The 20,164-nt window shown below is 34.7% G+C and carries 14 protein-coding genes; 3 read left to right on the forward strand and 11 right to left on the reverse strand.

Features of this window, described 5'->3' with window-relative positions:
• Positions 1-2 precede the first annotated feature (2 nt).
• From vgrG to B0E34_RS16595, 10 genes are all read right to left on the reverse strand, one after another.
• On the reverse strand, positions 3-1,748 hold the full coding sequence (gene vgrG / locus B0E34_RS16555; RefSeq protein WP_087711253.1) for a type VI secretion system tip protein VgrG: 1,746 nt from the start codon (positions 1,746-1,748) through the stop codon (positions 3-5).
• A gap of 1 nt (position 1,749) precedes the next feature.
• On the reverse strand, positions 1,750-2,445 hold the full coding sequence (locus tag B0E34_RS16560; protein ID WP_087711255.1) for a CIS tube protein: 696 nt from the start codon (positions 2,443-2,445) through the stop codon (positions 1,750-1,752).
• Positions 2,445-2,606: a DUF5908 family protein gene (locus B0E34_RS21390; protein ID WP_165763006.1), complete on the reverse strand. Its 162-nt coding sequence runs from the start codon at positions 2,604-2,606 to the stop codon at positions 2,445-2,447. Before B0E34_RS21390 ends, B0E34_RS16560 begins: the two co-directional genes overlap by 1 nt.
• Positions 2,607-2,802: 196 nt before the next feature.
• Positions 2,803-3,270, reverse strand: a complete 468-nt coding sequence (locus B0E34_RS16565) for a phage tail protein (RefSeq protein ID WP_087711256.1) — start codon at positions 3,268-3,270, stop codon at positions 2,803-2,805.
• A gap of 2 nt (positions 3,271-3,272) precedes the next feature.
• Positions 3,273-3,704, reverse strand: coding sequence for a phage tail protein (locus B0E34_RS16570; protein WP_087711258.1), 432 nt, complete (start codon positions 3,702-3,704; stop codon positions 3,273-3,275).
• Positions 3,705-3,744: 40 nt separating this feature from the next.
• The gene (locus B0E34_RS16575) at positions 3,745-5,109 is read right to left on the reverse strand and encodes a phage tail sheath family protein (RefSeq protein ID WP_087711260.1); all 1,365 of its coding nucleotides are present in this window, start codon (positions 5,107-5,109) and stop codon (positions 3,745-3,747) included.
• Between the two features lie 25 nt (positions 5,110-5,134).
• Positions 5,135-5,566, reverse strand: a complete 432-nt coding sequence (locus tag B0E34_RS16580) for a phage tail protein (RefSeq protein ID WP_076394813.1) — start codon at positions 5,564-5,566, stop codon at positions 5,135-5,137.
• Between the two features lie 40 nt (positions 5,567-5,606).
• Entirely contained in the window at positions 5,607-7,256 is a 1,650-nt protein-coding gene (locus tag B0E34_RS16585; protein WP_087711261.1) for a phage tail sheath family protein, read from the reverse strand.
• A 79-nt stretch (positions 7,257-7,335) separates the two neighbouring features.
• Complete coding sequence (locus B0E34_RS16590; RefSeq protein ID WP_087711263.1) at positions 7,336-8,727, reverse strand: phage tail sheath family protein; 1,392 nt, start codon at positions 8,725-8,727, stop codon at positions 7,336-7,338.
• Between the two features lie 35 nt (positions 8,728-8,762).
• The gene (locus tag B0E34_RS16595; RefSeq protein WP_087711265.1) at positions 8,763-9,308 is read right to left on the reverse strand and encodes a Pvc16 family protein; all 546 of its coding nucleotides are present in this window, start codon (positions 9,306-9,308) and stop codon (positions 8,763-8,765) included.
• A 513-nt stretch (positions 9,309-9,821) separates the two neighbouring features.
• Here B0E34_RS16595 and B0E34_RS16600 point away from each other — a divergent pair.
• Both B0E34_RS16600 and B0E34_RS16605 read left to right on the forward strand, forming a co-directional pair.
• Positions 9,822-10,142 carry a hypothetical protein gene (locus B0E34_RS16600; protein WP_087711267.1) on the forward strand — a complete coding sequence of 107 codons (321 nt, stop codon included), beginning with the start codon at positions 9,822-9,824 and terminating at the stop codon, positions 10,140-10,142.
• A gap of 46 nt (positions 10,143-10,188) precedes the next feature.
• Positions 10,189-11,679, forward strand: a complete 1,491-nt coding sequence (locus tag B0E34_RS16605; RefSeq protein WP_087711269.1) for a contractile injection system tape measure protein — start codon at positions 10,189-10,191, stop codon at positions 11,677-11,679.
• A 206-nt stretch (positions 11,680-11,885) separates the two neighbouring features.
• On the opposite strand, the gene B0E34_RS16610 is transcribed toward B0E34_RS16605, so the two are convergent.
• Positions 11,886-17,708: an ATP-binding protein gene (locus B0E34_RS16610; RefSeq protein WP_087711271.1), complete on the reverse strand. Its 5,823-nt coding sequence runs from the start codon at positions 17,706-17,708 to the stop codon at positions 11,886-11,888.
• A gap of 888 nt (positions 17,709-18,596) precedes the next feature.
• Between B0E34_RS16610 and B0E34_RS16615 the strand changes: the two genes are divergently transcribed.
• A complete protein-coding gene (locus B0E34_RS16615; protein ID WP_087711273.1) occupies positions 18,597-20,162 on the forward strand; it encodes a T9SS type A sorting domain-containing protein in 1,566 nt (521 codons plus the stop codon).
• The last annotated feature ends 2 nt before the right edge of the window (positions 20,163-20,164 follow it).

Raw genomic sequence — 20,164 nt, forward strand, 5'->3', positions numbered from 1 at the left:
GATTAATTGATTTTAACTTGAGATCCTTTTACGACGGTTACTGCGCCTGATTTAAGCTCAGAACCGGAACTTCCTTCTGCTTTAAACTGTGCGGATGCTTTGATACCGATATTGGTTCCTTCCATCTTAATATCACCTTTTGCTTTGATCTTGATGTCTTTCCCACTTTCCATACTGATCCCGTCTTTATTGAGGGTAAGAGTATTCTTATGCTCGTCTTCTATTTTAATGACATCTGCATCTTCGTCTACAGTTATTTTTTTGCCTTTTGGTGTTTCAAGGGTGTATGAAATTTTATCGTCATTAAAAATCATCTTCATTTTGCTGCGGGTGACAAATCCTTTTTCGTTGTTGTCATCGGAAGCTACAATAGGAGCCGGTTTTGCACTGCTGTTCAGCATTCCCAGAACAACTGCATCATTGGGATCATCATTAATAAAACCAATGATTACCTCATCTCCGATTTCCGGTCTGAAGAATGATCCTCTGTTTTCTCCTGCATCAAGTGTGGCTATACGCGCCCAGATTCCCTCCTCTTCGTTATTGATAATCGGGATCTGCACCAGAATCCTGTCTTCTCCATCGGGATCGGATTCCAGTTGGGATACTTTCCCGATGTGCAGTCCACTGATGGAAGGAATAATTCCTGAACCCGGCATTTCGCTTACATCGTACGTTTCTGAGAACCATGTCGGAGAAAGCCCGAATTGTGCATCAACCAACCAGTTTCCTTCCGCAATTTCGTGACGGACGCCTGTTACGTAAATTTTTCCGTTGAAACGGTTTCCTACGCCTTGCAGCATTAATGAAACTCCCGGTTTTACAGCCGGAATTCCCTGAAATTTCACCCTTCCTCTGGTCTTTGCCAGTTGTTGGAAAGTTGCTTTCGCATCACTCCAGTCCTGAAGTTCACTCTGGGTAAGATTTCCGCCATGTTTAAGCTGCAGATCGTCTATTCCAAATACTTTCGCCAGATCATCCGGTGAAAGGTTTCCGTTAAGTTTTACTGCTGGATCCTGAGCTTCCACTTCTGTAAGTTCCTGATCGGTATAGCTCCATGTTTTGGCTGAAATTTTTTTGAACTGATCTCTTGCGTCTATTTCTCCGTCAAATTCATGCACCGAAGATCCGAAAATCACTGTTTCCACTTCTTTTTTACTGAAATCGGGTTTCGCTATTTTAACGGTTCCGTCTTCTACAAAACAAAGTTTTCCGTTTGCCTGTGCTCTGGTGAGCATAAAATCCCAGTCGGAAGCTCTGTACTGAATCAATTCTTTATGTGAATTTAAGGTAGCCTGAACATCGGCAGTCAAACCGTTGTTACTGATGAGTTCTCCGATAATATCGCTGTCTTTACTGTCGTAGAAATATTTACTTTTTCTGCCTAAAGTCATTTTCACCGCTTTATCTCTACATTCTATAATGAGGTAGGAGGAGCCGTTTCTCACTTTGATGTTGTGCTTTACAACAACTCCTTTAAAAATGCTTTCTTCATCCGAATGATAGCCTGCTGTAATTTCAATTTCTTTTCCGGGAATCAGAAGATCTTCATTACTTAGTTTAAAATCCTGTTCCGGTACGCTTCCATCCAAAATAACAATGCGGGCATAAGGAATTCTGTTTACTTCTTTTTCTACAACAATACATTTTACCCCATATTTCCCGGGTAGCTCGGTACCTCCGGACATTACTTTAAAAGTGATCAGATCCGGATTTTTTGATGTTTTTATGTATCCGCTATTGTTCATGTTATGCTATTTTTTCTATGGGTGGAAAGTAGAGTTCAGTTCCCGGTTTCAACTGTCTGAAATTGATGAGATTATTAACTTTAGCAACTTCAAGGTAATATTTGGAGTCTCCGTAGATTCTTTTAGTCATTAAGGGTAAAGTGTCTCCTGCTTTTACAGTTCTTTTGTGCGATAAATCTGGAGAACTTTTTTTGGCTTTTGCATTTGCTAGATCAATGTCTGTAGTACCTTTAAATTTTGCTTTTATTATCGCTCTTAAAGGATAACCTTCTGGAGAAAAAAGAGTAAAATCAATACTGAAATCCAATAGGCTGCCTTCGAAATTAAGAATCCCCCATTTTATATTTAGTGTATAGGGTTTATGTATTTCACCATCATAAGTACCTGTTACTTTTAAGAAATTATCAAACTGTGTTGCAACATTTGTTTTTTTAGGTTTTTTATTAATTATTTTATTAATCAATGTATTACCTTTATTTTCTTCAGTAATTCCTGTTCCATCTAATAAAAATTCTAAATCGAATGTAGGAGATGAAATCCTATGAAATTTAATTTCTGTTTGAGGGCTTCCTAATGGAGATTCTTTATTCCATTCGTTTTTATAGGACAAAGAGTATTTAGTCGGATTAATTAAAGCAACAAACTCTTGATCTGGTTTTTCCTTTGATGTTATTTTTATTTTATCTAACCCTGCCATTATCTTTCTTTTTTACGTTGTTCAATATTTACTATCTGCTCTATGCTTTCACTCACTGCATGCATAATTTCAGCTTCATCTACTGATTGAGTAGTTGTCGTTGCAGCTGCTTTTTCGTCCACATTTATTTTAATGTGAAGCTCTTTTATTTCTATTGGCATTTCGTTTATTTTTAATTAATTATTAATACGTAAAAAACTTAAAACCAATTATTTAACGTATTTATTTAAAAATCTAAGCACATAAAGCGTGTGTTCAGTCCTGTTATAGACCAATCCTTTATTTTTTATCTTAAAATTTTTGCTGAATGTTATCCGAAAACTAACACACGGAAAGTGCTTAGATTTGATTTAGAAATTACAAGCCTAAACTTGCTAACGATGAGGGTATTTTGAAATATCTGTATTTCAGCTCTATTGTTTCAATGGCAAGCCTGCTTTCTTCTGCGTTGAATTCTGAAACGTTCCATTTTACCGGATAGGCTCCAACTACATTCCAGACCATTAACGGTGCTGTAGACTGAAGTCCTCCTGAAAGTGTAATGACAAGATCTCTGGGTTCAAACTCGAAGTTTTCCATTGCATTTCTGCACCAGCTTATTAATCCTGAACTTACAATCAGTCCACGCTTGAGAACTAAATTTTCATATTTCGGTCTCAGAGGAAGCTGATGAAGAAATCTGTTTTCGCCTCCTTCGGCATATTCTTCGACCTGAATTTCTGTAGATAAACCAGATATAGACTGAAATCTGGAGTCAATACCCTCTGTTGTCGAAATCCCGTTAACAATAAAAGAGAAACTGGTTGGAGGATATAAAAGAGCCATGATTAGTTATGTTCAATAGTTAAACCTTCGTGCGCAATTTCCAGTGTTTCGATTGCTACCTCATTACCTTCAGCTTTCAGATCGGTTGACTGTAATTTCAATGGGAAGGCATTTTTCACTTTCCATGTTACGGAAGGTGCACCGTTTTCGTCTAAAAGAGAAATCGTAATGGATCTTCTTTCTACCGTGTTCATCTGAACGGTCTGCAGCCATTCGAAATAATCGTTATCGCCTTTGAAAGTTCCTCTTTTTAAAGTGATGTTTCCGAATTTTGCCATTCCCGGCATTTTGATCTTGCTGAAATCCGGACTTGCTCCCTGTCTGTATTCAATGATATCGCGCTCGATGCTTAATCCCGAAACTTCCTGAAAACCGATGTTCGTTCCGCCCCAGTCTACTTCAAAGGAAAACTTTACTAATGGATATGTATTCATAATTGTCTTGATTTAATTTTGTTATTTGTTTGTTTAATTTTTATGCTTCCTGCAGTTTGTGTGAGAAACGAAGAACAATAAATTCTGCCGGACGAACTGCCGCCATACCGATCTCCACGATCATTCTGCCTTCAAGGATATCCTGTGCAGACATGGTTTTGTTTAAGCCAACGCTTACATAATAAGCTTCTTCCGGCTTGCTTCCTGCCAATGCTCCGTCCTGCCACTGCTGGTTCAGGAAGTTTTCGATCATGGTCTGTACGCGAACCCATGTATTGGCTGTGTTCGGTTCAAATACGAATCGTTCTGTTGCTTTTTTCACGGATTCTTCTACCATGTTGAAGAATCTGCGTACTGAAATGTATCTCCATTCGTTGCTGTTGCCGTCAAGCGTTCTTGCGCCCCAAACCAATGTGCCTTTTCCTGTAAAAGATCTGATAACGTTGATGGATTTTCCTGAAGCTGGATCTACATTAAGAGTCATCTGATCTTCGTGGGAAACTTTTACTGTAGGAGCCACTACATAACTAAGTCCAACATTAGCAGGCGCTTTGAATACTCCGGAAGTGCTGTCTACTTTAGCATACACACCCGCAACTGCTGAGGACGGAGCCATTACTACTCTTTCAGACTCGATTGCTGCTTTAGCTTTATTATACAGCTCTGTTCTGTTGGATTTTAGCCATTTTAAATTGTCTACATAGCCATTTGGAAGAGACAAAACATTTCCTGAGTCATCTTTTTCTTCAAAACTTGTAATTTTAACATCTTCATCTTCAAAGCTATGCGTTAAAACAGTTTCCAATTTCGGATAATAAGCAGCTCCGTATTTTAAACCTGTAGAAACCACTCCATCCCTGAAAGTAAGTTCATCTCCAAGAACGTCCATAATAACAAATCTGTCTTTCATTTCCTCTGCATGATCCAAAGCCAATCCATACAAACCGTAAGCCTCTAATGCTGGTAAAGATTCTGCATCCGGGAAAACAATAAGCGTAGGCTCATCTTCTTTTTCAAGAGTCTTAAGTCCTGCTTCTAATTCGATTTTTGATACATCTGTAGGATATCCTGAAGCTACTCCAACAGAAACAATATAACATGGACCACCACCGTTTGCAAAGTACATTTGCATCGCATGGTACATTTTGAATTTACCTAATTTAGTGGTATCAAAAGTGGTAGTGACGGTATTGTCTTTAACAGAAATTTTGATCTCTTTCCCTTCGTTTTTTGCTTTTCCGAAAAGATTTTCATATTCCAACAGCGAAGAGATTCTTGTCGGCTCATTTTTTGGTCCTTTTCCTGTATATCCGATGAAAGCAGGGATCGCTGTTTCTACTTGTGCTACGGAAGGCGGAAATTTTGCCAGTTCCTCCACGTAAACACCTGGTGTTTTGTAATTCATTTTGTTAAAAATTTAAAATTAATATTTAGTTATGTTCAATAGTTAAACCTTCGTGCGCAATTTCCAAAGTTTCGATTGCCACTTCATTACCTTCAGCTTTCAGATCGGTTGACTGTAATTTCAATGGGAAGGCATTTTTCACTTTCCATGTTACCGCAGGTGCGCCGTTTTCGTCTAAAAGAGAAATAGTGATCGATCTTCTCTCTACCGTGTTCATCTGAACCGTCTGCAACCATTCGAAATAATCGTTATCACCTTTGAAAGTTCCTCTTTTTAAAGTGATATTTCCGAATTTTGCCATTCCCGGCATTTTGATCTTGCTGAAATCCGGACTTGCGCCCTGTCTATATTCAATGATATCGCGCTCGATGCTTAATCCCGAAACTTCCTGAAAACCGATATTTGTTCCGCCCCAGTCTACTTCAAAGGAAAACTTTACTAATGGATATGTATTCATAATTGTCTTGATTTAATTTTGTTATTTGTTTGTTTAATTTTTACGCTTCCTGCAGTTTGTGTGAGAAACGAAGAACAATAAATTCTGCCGGACGAACTGCCGCCATACCGATTTCTACGATCATTCTGCCTTCAAGGATATCCTGTGCAGACATGGTTTTGTTTAAGCCAACGCTTACATAATAAGCTTCTTCCGGCTTGCTTCCTGCCAATGCTCCGTCCTGCCACTGCTGGTTCAGGAAGTTTTCGATCATCGTCTGTACGCGAACCCATGTATTGGCTGTGTTCGGTTCAAATACGAAACGTTCTGTTGTTTTTTTCACGGATTCTTCTACCATGTTGAAGAATCTGCGTACTGAAATGTATCTCCATTCGTTGCTGTTGCCGTCAAGCGTTCTTGCACCCCAAACCAATGTGCCTTTTCCTGTAAAAGATCTGATAACGTTGATGGATTTTCCTGAAGCTGGATCTACGTTAAGTTCATCCTGACGTTTATTGGAAATTTTAGTAACGGGAGAATCAACATAATTAAGTCCTGTATTAGCAGGAGCTTTGAATACTCCGGATGTACTGTCTACTTTAGCGTAAACACCTGCCATTGCTGAAGATGGAGCTAAAACTACTTTTTTGGATTCAATTGCCGCTTTAGCCTGATTGTACAGTTCAGAATTTTTTAATTTTAATTCTGCTAAAGTTGTTGCGCCGGAAGCACCCATCACAGAAACCTTATCTTCTTTAAAAGCGTACGTTAAAATTGTTTTAAGGTTCGGATAATAAGCTGCGCCGTATTTTAGTCCTGTAGAAGTTACCTTATCTCTGAAAATGGCATCATCTCCTAAAATATCCATAATAACAAACCTGTCTTTCATAGATTCTGCCTGATCTAAGGCACTGTCATACAAAGAATAAACAGTTTTAATAGTTTGTCCATCATTCGCATTTGTAACAGACGTTACATTGGCATCAGCTGCAAGGCTAATATCAGATGCTGTTTCCGCATCAGAATTAGCATCAATTAATGCCTGAGCCGCAGCCGCAGCTGCTAATTGAGCTTTTACGACAGCCGCAGCAAGATCCACATCATTAGGTGCAGCGGCAGCAGCTTGTTGAGCCTGAGTAAGCGCCGTGTCAGCTGCAGTTTTTGCCGCTGTAGCTGCAGTAATAGCAAGTAAAGCAGCATCAGCAGCTTCTTCGGCAGCATCAGCAAAGGCTTGAGCAGTTGCTACTTCATCATCCGTTGCTACCAAACCTTGAAGATCAGGAAAAACAATAAGTGTAGGCTCATCTTCTTTTTTCAGTAAATCAAGAGCCGCTTCTAATTTAGCCGGACTTACTTTATTTTCTTTTATTACGCCGTTTTCTTTGTATTCAAATTTGTCTACCGAAACAATATAGCATGGTCCGCCTCCATTGGCAAAATACATTTGCATCGCGTAATACATTTTGAAATCGCTTACCTTTGGCTGAACTGCTGTTGCAGTACCCTCTTTGAAAGCTACAGCAAAAGTTTCGGCATATGCTTTTCCAAAAAGTTCTTTAAACTCCAGCATAGACGAGATTCTCGTAGGTTTGTTTTGTGTCCCTTTTTCTGTATATCCGATAAAAGCGGGAATAGCTGTTTCAACTTGCGCTACGGAAGGCGGAAATTTTGCCTCTTCCTCCACATAGACTCCAGGGGTTTTGTAATTCATTTGTTAAAAATTTTAAGTTAATATTAATTATCACTCGAAGCTGAACTTCAATATTTTGTTGTGATTGATTTTGGTTTTGTTATAGTTTGTGAGAAAAATTTAATACAATAAACTCTGCAGGACGTACTAAAGCGACTTCAATTTTTACATCCATGATGTCTGTTCCTCCGGATTTCACTTCAACTTTGTAAGCTTCTTTGGGAGAATTTCCTGCCAATGCTCCGTCTATCCACTGCTGATTAAGAAAATTCTCAATCATTGCTTTTGCTCTTAACCATGTGTGAATGACATGAGGCTGATTGATAAATTTTTCGTTAAGCGCTATGCTTATTGACTGTTTAAGCATGTTATAATAACGGCGTACATGGATGTATTTCCACTCGTTATCTTTTTCATCTTCCTTTTTGTCTTTTCCATCCAGCGTTCTGGCTCCCCAAACCAAGGTTCCTTTTCCTGTGAAGTTTCTGATAGCGTTGATTGATTTTCCTTCATCATCAATGTTAAGACCAGATTGTTCTTCGTCGGAAATTTTTTCAGTCGGAGCTGTTACGTAATTCAAACTTACATTTGCAGGAGCTTTCCAGACTCCTCTTGTATTGTCTATTCTTCCATACACTCCTGCTATTGCAGATGATGGCGGCAAAACTACTTTCAGAGATTTCAGCAACTCTTTTATCTGATTATATAATGAAGAATTTGCTGTTTCCAGGGACTCTAATGTTACTCCATTAGCAATTCCAACGGGCTGATTCTGCGTATCGAGGTGAGAAACAGGAGTTATTTTTTCATCAAAATGATAATTTAAAACCGTTTTCAGATGAGGAAAATAAGCTGCCGCATAACTTGAGGAATTTACTGTATTTCTGAAACTCTCCACTGCAGTAAGATTTCCGATTTTTGTAGTGGAATTTCCATAGTAAGTATCTAATAGGGCAAACATATTTTTGGATTCTCCTGCAGATTCGGCTTTGATAATTGCTGCATTATATAATTCATGAAAGTCATTAGGAGAATTTAATGATACGGCATCCGGGAAAATAACAAGAAGTGGCTCTTTTATATTATTGATTAAATTTAACCCTGATTTCAAAAGACTTTTTTCTACCTGTGCTACATTGTAATCTCCCACAGAAACGATGTAGCAAGCACCGCCTCCATTAGCAAAATACATTTGTAACGAATAATACATTAAAAATTTTGCCTTTGGTTCTAAAACTATTATTCCTGCATCAGTATCTTTTAATGTAATACTTTCCATTTTTGCGCTCCCGAATTTTTTCTCAAAATCCAGAAGAGAGCTGATCTTTGATGGCTTATAATCAGGTGCGCTAGTATCATTGTCTTCGGAAGGCTTTCGTTCGGTATATCCTATGAATACAGGTACAGCAGTTTCTACCAATGCAATGGAGTTGGGAAGTTTTGGCAGTTCTTCAATAGAGACACCGGGTGTCGTCGGATTTGGTATGTTCATAAATTTTAAATTAAAGGGTTATTTGTTTTCTGATATTATTTAACCGTAATATCCTTGATATCAACATCATTAATAAGCTGAACATCAGAAGCATTTTTAGCTCCAATCTTAACCACACTTACTTTATACATTACGGAAGGAATGATCTTTCCGCCCAATAAACCCCAGATGTAACTTAGCTGCTCAAACGGTACGGCGTACATTTCTGTTCTGAAAGTAAAATTGCTTTCTCCGATACCAGTTGCAACGTATTCCAATACATTTTTTGCACGAAGAACCTCAATAACTTTTGAAATGTTTATTAAAGCACTGTCATAATCCGTCATATTTGCTGTAACCATTACGAAAAGATTTACATATGCCGAAGGACTTTCCATTTTTGTAACATTGGATGTATTTTTTACATATCTTGAGATATTTTTCATGGTAGATTCCTCCTGAACATTCAGTAAGGTAATCACCACTTTATTATCAAGTCCCGCAGCTCCGTCTTCATGCTTTGCGATGTCGTTAACAACAACATCTGCTAAACCGGCAGAATGCAACTCATTTTTTAAAACTGTTAATACTTCTTTTATCATAATTTTTGTTCTTTAGTATTATGGTGCAAACATACAATCCGCCCGACTTAAAAAACGAATATTTTGGGGGCTCCATCCTGTCTTTGCAGTAAATGCTTTTTTTGAATTTTCTTTTAACCTAAAAAATAAATCAATATAAAATAATGATAATCAAATAATTAGCACCTACTAAATTTAACAAAAATTTATCCTGATCTAAGGCTTGTGAAATAAACACTGTTAACTGAAGGTAATTTTAAGGCGTGAAAAATGATTATTTTAAGTATAATGTTGTGAGATTCCTCCATTGATTTTTTTATCCGCTCAATATTTTTTCCAATTATCAATATCTGAAAAGATATAATTCCGAAATCTGATCAGATTTCATCCTTTTCTGAATTAAAAAATTTATCGTTTTTATTATCAGAACATAAGTTTATGATCTACTGCAAAGACAGAACAGCGAGGTCTTATTATTCGTTATACTGCTTTTCTTCCTCTAATTTTGACCCCATAATTTAAACTTTAATCACAATGAATATTAAAACTCTTTTTGGCAAACGCAATGAAATCATTGGCGGCCATTTTAATGAATTAAGATCAAAACTGGGTATGGCAAATCAGGACGAGGAAGTTGTTTTTTCTGTAAGAGAAGAAATCTGTAACGCCTGTCCTTTGAAAAACGGAAACAACTGCAATACCCAAAAATGGATTCATCCTCAGACTCTGGAAGTTTCAGATGCTCCGAAAGACGGCTTTATAAGAGGTTGCGGATGCAGACTAAGTGCAAAACAGAGATCCAAATACAGCCTTTGTCCTGCAGGTTTCTGGGGCGGAGAATTTGACAAGAAATAGGCATTTTACGGTAATTCCACCATTGTATAACTCAAATTTATTTAATGTGAAGCAAGATCATATCATTCAGAAAGTTTTTATTGAAATTACGGTAAATAATAAAGAAAAAGGACTGAGTATAAAAGACGACATCAACAGTTTTCTGTCGATGGATGTGTTTCCGAAAATAGAAAAATACCTCAGTACTTTTGAACACAGATTAGCAGACCGCACTTTACAGATCACTAAACTAGAATTGAATCTGGATGTAAAAAGCAGCGCATTAAATTCTGATCTGAAAGATAGAATTGCAAAAGTTTTCGAAGAAGAATTATCTGAAATTACAAATCCTGTTTTAAATTCGGATGAGGTTAAGAGCAGTAATTCTGAAGCGTATCTGTTGACCAACCAGGAAAAGATCCTTCAGAGCTTTATTTATTTTTTGGAAAGAGGAAGTATGCCATGGTGGAATTCTGATAAAAAAAGTTTCTCTCTCCTTGAGCCAAAGGTATTTAACACCATTATTCAGGGTGAAAATTTTCAGAACTGCATTCTTCCTGTTTTTTCTAAAAGAAATGTGCAGGAAAGAATCATTCATCAGCTTTCTAACGAACAAATTGCCCAATTATGCAATGTTATTTTAAAAGATAAAGCATTAAAAATCAATTTACAATCAGAGATTATACAGTTGATCTCAAAGCTGGATCAGACTAACAGAATTATGATATGGAGACTGATTTTAAATATTTTGTCGAGGCATCTGAAATCTCCGAACATTCATATTGAGGATTATTTTTTACAAGAAATACTGAAATCTGAGACTTTATCAAAAGATTTATTTTTTGTGAAAAATCATTTTCATAACCTAAAAACAGTATTAAACATATTTCCAATCATCAAAGAGGCTGAATTGATTGAAAAAATTGAAGAGACCCTCATCAAAAACGATCAAAATACAAAAAAGACAACGAAAAAAAATGAGCAAAATTTTACGGAAATCAATGATGTGGTAATACAGAATGACAAGAATTCTGAACAAAAAGCTGAAGAAATTATTTCTGATGAAGGACAATATGTTCAAAATGCCGGGCTGATTCTGATTCATCCGTTTATGAAAACTTTTTTTGAGCACTGTGATCTTCTGGACAAGAAAACTAATCAGCTTTCAGATCCTGAACTGGGTGCACATCTGCTTCATTATATTGCTACCGGGAAAATAAATGCTCCTGAATACGACATGATATTTGAGAAATTTTTGTGTAATATTCCTCTTCATCAATCGATCAACCGACATATTAAGCTTACGCGTAAACACAAAACTCAAGTTAAAAATCTGATAGAAAGTGTTCAGCATAACTGGAGTGCCATGAAAACCTCATCCGCAGAATTGCTCCGGAATGAATTTTTTCAACGTCCCGGAAAACTGGTTGTCTCCGACCAAGACTGCACTCTTACCGTAGAACGAAAAACACAGGATATTTTACTGGAAAGACTTTCGTGGGGAATCGGTCTTGTGAAGCTGCCGTGGAAGGATCAGTTTATGTTTGTGAACTGGTAAAGAGTTTTTAAAATCAAAGTCTGTTAAAACATACAGACTTTGATTTTCCTATTTTTAGAATAAATATAACTTAGGATAAATTTTTTTAGTTATTTCCCGATACAAAATCTAATAGAACATTCATTTACAAATTTTTATATAGATAAAGATGTACAAAAGATGTACAAAATTAAAATACTATAACAACCTTTTCTCGTAATTTAAATTTATTTTTTTTTTATATCTAATAATAATTTTTCAAACCTTTCTTTCTCTTCATAGCGATCTTCTCGCCCTAGACTATTCTTCTTAATAGAGGTATACTTTGCTAAAATACCAATTTTGTATTTTTTGTCTTTAGTTATGAACTCTTTCAAAAATGATTTCTTTATCATTAGATAAGTGCCATACCCCATTGGCTCACCAAAAGGTGTAGTATCTTTAAAATCTTCGAGAAAATCACCAAAAAAAGCGACAATATCATTATCTTTTTTATAAATAATTTGATTTGAGGAAATGTCAAAATGCGATTCTTGCGATAGAGTTTTTGATAGAAGAAAAATATTTTCTTTCATTCTAAAGTAATTCCACATATTATTAGTTTGTCTTGCTAATGGAGAAATTAGAGGAACTAATTCTGAGGATGTTAGTTTGGGTTCAAGAAATTCTAACTGACAATCCAATAAACCATATTGAAATGGAATAAGTGTGGGATTATACCACATTCCGGCATCGAAAAGTTTATCTTGAATTTCTTCTTCACTATATGTGTCAATAAACTTTTCATTACAACCAAACAAAGTTGTTGTAATATTATAAAAATTTGATTTTCGTTCATTAGAATTATTTTTTACTGGAAAAGTATAATTAAAATAAACTGGTATGAACTCTTTGTCACCTTCAAATAGCTTTTCATATTTTTCTCCCGCATTTTCAATATTTAATAATGTATCTGTTGAAAATTTCTGTAACCAGTTCGGCTTGTCAGTAACATCTATATTCCATAATGAATAGTCAACTGGTAAATTCATTATCGTAAGTCTCAAAATATCATTAACCTTGATTAAATCAAATTGATAAACAGCATCAATCAATCTAAAAAAAGTAGATTTCAGAATATCAGCAAATACTGTAGATCTACCTTTCATATAATTGTATTGGGAATTCTTAAAATCTTCATCAGTATTTCTATTATAATTTATGCCTCTGATTTCACATTCATCTTCGTACATATTACACCATACTTTCCATATTTTAAATTGATATGTGGCTTTTGATTGAAGAAAATCAATATCATCCAAATATTTCAAAGGTAAGTTTCGTCCAATCAGTTTTTTAAATTTTTCTTCTGTTAAGATTGTTTTTCCAGAACTTATGGCTGTAATCATTTCTCCAGAAAATCTTAAACTTAAATTTAGCTTACTTGATATTTTCATCAACAATAAATCTGTAGCCATACACCTTATAGATAATAAATTATCTAAGACGGATTGGGTGAGAAGTGTGTATGTTTGGGAGTTTGACTTTGCAAGTGATTTTATCAAAACTAACAATCCTTCACAGACTCTACTCTCCAATTCTTCCTCAAATAAATAATTAAAAAAAATCTGATGATATTCTCCAGTCTCATCTAATATCAAAAGATTTGCGATTTGCTCTCCAGCTAATCCTCTAACAATTGGGCTTATCCATGTAAATCTGGATAGTAAAATATCAAAGGTTGTGATTTCTGTCGGTGTAATAAAGTAATCAGGTAATATTAATTCTACGTTAGGAAAAATTTGGGGAAGAATATCTAAATAATATTGGGTGATTCTTTCAGCTTCTGGTAAATTATCTATATCAACAAAGAATTGATTAGAATTTGGAATTGGTACTACATAATCTTTATCTGCTCCGTAACGAAGCCCAACGTTTGATACAGTTTTAAAATAGAAGTCGTTAACCCTGTCAGGAAAATCAACCTTAATTTTTTTCCATCGAATCTGCGATTCTTCTATATTTCGAGAAAACACAGACCACCCTCCACCATTAGAATGTGCCCATGAAATACACTCATATGCAAACTCTTTATCATATTCATACGCAAAGGGATAAACTTCATCTAGCAATTCTGACGAAACTTTTGAATAATCTCCGTTGATTATTTTCTTTATTTCAATTATACTTTCTTCAACACTTAAATTTTTGCTCAATCGTGACTGAAACCAATCCTGTAAAAGACCTGAAATGTTATAATCGACAAATCTAATTTTGTAGCCTATTTCATTTTCTATATATTCTTTGATCTTATTAGGGAGAACTGCACCAATTTTTGTGGCTTTTTCCTTCTTTTTCGTATCTTTCTTTACTTCCGTTGATAAATCATAATTAAACCTTCTTTGTAACTCAGACAAAACGGGAATAACATCTGTCTTTTCTTTCGACACTTTAACAAGAGTTTCATAATGCGGGTCAATAGCCGTTCCTGCTATTGCTTTTGCTATAGGATCTTTATAATCTAAAGTATATAATACATCACCAAAGCTGTTCTCGATATCATAATATTCACGCTTTTCGATGTAATGGAAATATTGATTGTATAATAGTTGAGGATCAACTATTATTAGTAACCCACATAATTTCCCCATAAAATGCCTAGTTTCATCTCCGTCTGTCAGTTCTTCAATATTAAAAACATATGGGAAAATTTGTTTGATAAACTTTGAGCCTAATTTTGAGCCAGATTTTACACAAATTTCAATACTTTCTAGAATTTGATACAGAAGCATATCTTTATGATTTCCATATGCCAATATATTTTTTGCGGCTTCTTTAATTAGAATATTTGCATTGACAGTATCACTATTATTTAATGCAAAAATTGCCAATTCACATAGCCTTTGTGCTTTTTCATTGAAAGGAACAGTTTTTTCTAAAATACCTTTTGATTCATTTTGAATGAAGAAATTAAAATCATTTTTTTCAATGAAAATCATTTTGGAATTAATTACTTCGTTTAAAGATTTACGATTGTAAGCCTTCCAATCAGTTAAAAATTCTAAATCGTCGTAGTTAAGTTCATATTGCACTCCGCCAAACCGATTAACAGTATTTGTAAGCCAAAGTGAAATATTAATTATTTTGGGTATTGTTTCCCTTTCATAATCATAAATATCTCGATTTTCAGAAAAACTCAATTCTGGAAGTTCAATTAACGGCAAAAGTGATGATTTAATACTTAGATAATTTTTAGAATCATAATGCATTCTAATGATCTCTCCTATTTTTACAACAGCATTGTAGAATTGGATTAACCACTCTTCATTTTTATCCGTACTAATACTTGAAATATAATTCACTTTCTCATTTAGAAATGAAGAAATAAGATTTTGTTCAAATTTTTTAGAAATTGGATATACTTCATACGAAAAATATCTTACTTCTTTTGGAAATGATTCGAACGGCAAAATCTCCAAATTTGAGTCATATTCAAAATTAAATAATTTACAATATAAATTTCTTAATATCTCATTTCCTTTTAAAAGTTTGAAAATTAATTCTTTATATTTGGGTGTTCTTTTTAATAAATCATCAAAAATCAGACTTTTGGCAATTTCCTTCTTTTCTGGGATATTAATCTTTAGAGATGTTATTTTATTTATTTTTTGTTCCGAAGAATTTATCTCTAGAAGTACTTTGATATAATATCCAAATAAAAATGATGAATTATTATTTTTTCTGAATTGTTTGATAAAATTAAAAACTCTATTAACATCAGGATCGGCATAACATAGAACTTCTACCCAGTACTTCGCCAGATCATTTGAATCTTCATCATTGGTTTGAAATAAGTCATTAATACGATTGATAGCATCATCGGGTATTTCTGAAATCTTACCTTTTCTGAATAGTTCGATTAATATTTCTTTAACTTGATAGCCGGTCAATTCTGAAAAATCAGGAAATGCAAGTGGAAACTCGGTTGTCATTCGGAATGATATCATCCACATAGTCGCCAATGTCTCTCCTAAATTGTACTCTCTATTTCTAAAAATATTTAAAACAGTTGAGAAATAAATAACTTTATCTAAGTATTTAAGCTCAAATGAAGCTTTAGATGCAATATAAAGAGTATTTTCAATGATATTTTCGCTTTTCCTTTTTAAATAATGATCGGTAATCCATTCATTATTAATTGATAATAAAAGTTCAGGTTTTCCTAAATAATACTGAATTTTAGGAAGTTCAGACCAACAAAGATCTTTCTGATTATCTTCTTTCAACCACTTTTCAAGCTCCCGATATAAACTAATTTGCTGCATTCTTAATTCGGGTTGTTTGAGGATAAATACTAAAAAACTATTATGAAATACTGATATACCTCTTAAGTCAAATCTAAAAAGATGACGAATTTGCGTAAAACTTTCATCTATTTTATGAGGTTTTATATCTAAATTTGATACTAATGAATACAATTGCTCTTCCTGTAACTTAAAATCAAGTGTTGTAAGAGCAAAAGATATGGTTTTAGAAATTTTTGGAAGCCTTCTCCAGAGTGCTTCATAATATTTCTCAATTTCACCATCATAAGGGGAAATATTATCTAAATCATATGAAGATAAATGCATTTTTCGGTGCTTAATTTCTCTAAGAATATATCTTAAATGAAGAGGATTTCCATCTGTTAATTTTTGAATTTTTGAAATAATATTCTCATAATAACTTCCATAGGATTCTTCCTGTTTAGGAAAAGATTTGTTAACTATTGACTTGATGCTTTGACGATTTAATCCTTTAATTTCAATCCATTCATTTTTTGGAGCGTATTGATGAATAGCATTCGGGAAACAATCTGTTGCCACTTCTTGTGTTCCAAATATTAGCCAAAATCCTTTTTGTGGAAATAATACTTCATTAAGAAAGTCAATAAGCTGCCTTTGGCTATTACCTTCTCTAATTACGTGGTCAAGACCATCAATGATTAGTACAAACGGAACACCGGAATTGTTACTATAATTTGAAATTTGATCAATGAATTCTTTTAATTGGATATGAGATGTATTTTGCTCTCCCAATGATTCTATTATTGAGTTTTTCTGCTTTTTGAACTCAGCTTTAAGTCCTTCTATAACTCTTTCTGAGTTTAATCTCTCATAAAAAGATGAATCTTTAGGATTTAGATGATAGTGATGCCGAAAAACAAGACATCCTTTTTTTTGCAAAATACTGTATAGTTTAGAAAGATATGTGCTTTTTCCTGAACCTGGCTTACCTATGAATACTTTTATTCCGCCCTTCAAAGTTTGCAATTCATCAATAATATCTTGATGTACTACTTTATCAAAAAATTGAAAATCAAAGGGAACAACAAAGTTTTGATTTAATGGTCTGGGATTATCCCACGATAATCTAGATCTTATCTCTTTTAGAGTAATTATTTGAGGTTTTTTCTCAGAGCCTTGTTGCGCAATATATATCAATAAACTATCAACACCAGCCTTTGTAACTTTTAGATCTTTATATAAGACTTGACGCAGTTCTTCCTCAAAAGATACTTTGCTAGGTTGATTAAACTTAAATTCAAAATTATCAAAAAAAGACTTCAATGCTAATTCTGAAAATGCCTCAATTTTCAAAGTTTGAATAAAATCACTATTATTTTTTTTGAATTTTTCAAAATTAAAATGATCGTCAGAAAAAAAAACACAAAGCGTTTCATCTAGTTGACCATTTGTAATTAAAGAACAAAATCGTTCACTTTCTTTTAGTGCGGAAAATGATTTTATCCATTTGGAAAGCCCCTTACTCAACAGTTTATTTAAATCCCAAAAATCCGTATCAGGATTTTGAATATATTTAATTTGATAATATTCTGTTATTCCATCATTTCGCTTAGCAGTAACATCATCAAGCGCAAAACCTTTAATATCCAAATTTTCAGGTGTAAACTGAATTTTTATTTCAATATACTTATCTGGATTATGTAACCAGTCCACGCATAATTTTAAAATAAATAAATCTTCATAGGAATAGCCACTTCTTATTGAGCTATTGGGATTAATTTTCATAAATTAAATATACAAAAACATATAAAAAATTAGAAAGCATTTGAAAAATAAAAAATAGATCTTTTTATTAAAAGATCCTGCGAAATTAGCTATATTAAAAAGTCAATACATCCTCATAAGAAGTAATTAAATAGCATATATGTAGAGTTCTGAACATAGCCCACAGAATGACAAAAAGCAATCAACCTACTCTTATAATACTATACTGATTATGAGTAAGAAAATTAATAGTGATAATATTTATAGATTTTATGTTGAGAACTTTATATGAATTGTAAAGCAAGAAAATTTATCTTAATAAATTATGATTTTTAAATTAAGTAATATTACTATCACAAATATAAATTTTAAATAATATTTTGACTTTTTATTGCTTTGGCTAAACTTAAAATCCAAAATACCGTAAAAATACGGTGATTTCATTTTAAGAAATATTACTTACATTTGAAGTATAATTTTAACGAAACAAGCGTAAGTTTCTATCATTAAGGTAACAGAAAACTCGGAATCTTCTATACAACCTGAAAATGATAGGCTTACGCCCGTGCATCTATATGGCGCGGGTTGTAAGTCATATCTGGTTGTAGGGCATCCGAGTGCCTCTGTTACTGATTGGCTTCAACTCTGCGCCTTTCTTTATTATTACACCTAAAGATTTTTTTGCAGTTGAAATACATTTCAATAAAATACGACACCTTCTGTCGTTCTGCGAATTTATCTTTGCTGCCAGGAACAAAAAAATAATATTTAAAACAAGCAAAATGGAAATAAACAATCGATCAAGCTAGAATAATTTGGCTAAATCCATACTCAAAATATGGGGTTTTTACGGATTGCAAACAACTCACAATTAAAAATATATTAGTAACTTAAAATTTGATATTTACAATGAAAAAAAATTATGTAGGTACATTTCTACTATGCGTACTCTTGGGTGGTTTTTCTTCTGCTCAAGAAGTGGTCTGGCAGAAAGACATCCGGTCTTCTACGCAGGACTTTCTATCACAGGTCACTACGACCATCGATCAGCAGTATTTAATTACCGGAAGCAGCATCCATCCTCCGACAGGCTCAGGAACCTTACAAAACAACGGCTATGATTTCCATCTGGTAAAACTCAACCAGCAGGGCGAAGAGGTCTGGGAAAAATATTTCTCAGGGAAAAACCATGACTTTTTGTCGGCAACTGTCAACACTCAGGAAGGAGGGTTTCTTCTAGCAGGTTCCAGCTATTCAGGAAAAGGGCTAGATAAAAAGGAGGATTCCAAAGGCGGATCGGATTTTTGGCTTATCAGAATTTCTGAATTTGGCGATGAATTATGGCAGAAAACCATAGGCAGTGCTGCGGATGAAGAAGCTAAGGCGGTAATTCAGACCACGGATATGGGATTCTTTGTAGCCGGCAATGTGCAGAACTCACCGAAAGGCTACGGTTCCAAAGATGTTCTGGTGGTACGGCTGGATAAAAACGGGAAGGAATTATCCCAATTGGTATTTGGAGGCAAAGGGGTAGACGAAGTGGAAAAAATGATTCCCACTAAAGATGAAGGTGCTTTATTAGGGATCTATTCAAAAAGTAACGTGGGCGGTTCAAAAAAAACAGAGAACTATGGCGAGGGTGATTTTGTAGTGGTCAAAATTTCGAAAGAAAATAAGATCGAGTGGGAAAAGAATTTCGGAGGAAAAGGCGACGATCATGTAAGAACACTGGCACTGACTTCAACAGGCTATCTGATCGGAGGGGAATCCAGATCGGAAAGATCGGGAAACAAATCCGTCGGTATTGAAGACGGAACCGATTTATGGCTCCTCTCTCTTAATGATCGGGGCGAAGAACTCTGGCAGAAATCTTACAACTTCAAGAATCGGGATGTTCTGATGGGAATGAGTGTCATTGCCGGGAAGCAGGAAGATGGAAGTGGGAAGTCCAAAGGGATTCTTTTAGGCGGTTATACGCAGGCGGAAGGCAGGATTGAAAATGATGATGAGACTTTCTGGATGCTGTATCTCGACCAGAACGGAAACGAGCAGTGGAGAAAGCACGTGAAAGGAGAATCCCGAAAAAAAGAGGAACGGTTATCTGATATTAAGCTGAACCGTGACGGATCCATTGTACTCGCAGGAACCAGCGCAGAGGAATTGGGAAAAGAAAACTGGAAGATCGTAAAGCTGGGTGACAAACAGGTTGACCAGCTGATCGAAAAGCAGGATATTAAGATCTATCCGAACCCGGTAACTGATTATGTGTATGTGGAGCTTGGATTTGAGGGCTTGAGAGAAGGAGCGTTTGAAGCTGAAATTGCAGTGTATGATATGGGCGGAAGAAAGCTTGAAACGGTAAAAACAAAAAATAAGATCACCAAGATCAATACCCAGCCTTTGATTCAGGGGGCGTATCTGGTGGTGGTGAAAACCAATGACAAAACGGCGAATGCCAAATTGATTAAAAAATAAAT

Source organism: Chryseobacterium mucoviscidosis (genome assembly GCF_002177115.1).
Classification (GTDB): Bacteria; Bacteroidota; Bacteroidia; order Flavobacteriales; family Weeksellaceae; genus Chryseobacterium; species Chryseobacterium mucoviscidosis.

Bases quoted from the DNA above. Each gene is read 5' to 3' on its own strand.
- B0E34_RS16610 (WP_087711271.1), bottom strand. From the start codon at position 17,708: ATGAAAATTAATCCCAATAGCTCAATAAGAAGTGGCTATTCCTATGAA.
- B0E34_RS16580 (WP_076394813.1), bottom strand. From the start codon at position 5,566: ATGAATACATATCCATTAGTAAAGTTTTCCTTTGAAGTAGACTGGGGC.
- B0E34_RS16565 (WP_087711256.1), bottom strand. From the start codon at position 3,270: ATGGCTCTTTTATATCCTCCAACCAGTTTCTCTTTTATTGTTAACGGG.
- B0E34_RS16615 (WP_087711273.1), top strand. From the start codon at position 18,597: ATGAAAAAAAATTATGTAGGTACATTTCTACTATGCGTACTCTTGGGT.
- B0E34_RS21390 (WP_165763006.1), bottom strand. From the start codon at position 2,606: ATGCCAATAGAAATAAAAGAGCTTCACATTAAAATAAATGTGGACGAA.
- B0E34_RS16585 (WP_087711261.1), bottom strand. From the start codon at position 7,256: ATGAATTACAAAACCCCTGGAGTCTATGTGGAGGAAGAGGCAAAATTT.
- B0E34_RS16590 (WP_087711263.1), bottom strand. From the start codon at position 8,727: ATGAACATACCAAATCCGACGACACCCGGTGTCTCTATTGAAGAACTG.
- B0E34_RS16570 (WP_087711258.1), bottom strand. From the start codon at position 3,704: ATGAATACATATCCATTAGTAAAGTTTTCCTTTGAAGTAGACTGGGGC.
- B0E34_RS16560 (WP_087711255.1), bottom strand. From the start codon at position 2,445: ATGGCAGGGTTAGATAAAATAAAAATAACATCAAAGGAAAAACCAGAT.
- vgrG (WP_087711253.1), bottom strand. From the start codon at position 1,748: ATGAACAATAGCGGATACATAAAAACATCAAAAAATCCGGATCTGATC.
- B0E34_RS16595 (WP_087711265.1), bottom strand. From the start codon at position 9,308: ATGATAAAAGAAGTATTAACAGTTTTAAAAAATGAGTTGCATTCTGCC.
- B0E34_RS16600 (WP_087711267.1), top strand. From the start codon at position 9,822: ATGAATATTAAAACTCTTTTTGGCAAACGCAATGAAATCATTGGCGGC.
- B0E34_RS16575 (WP_087711260.1), bottom strand. From the start codon at position 5,109: ATGAATTACAAAACACCAGGTGTTTACGTGGAGGAACTGGCAAAATTT.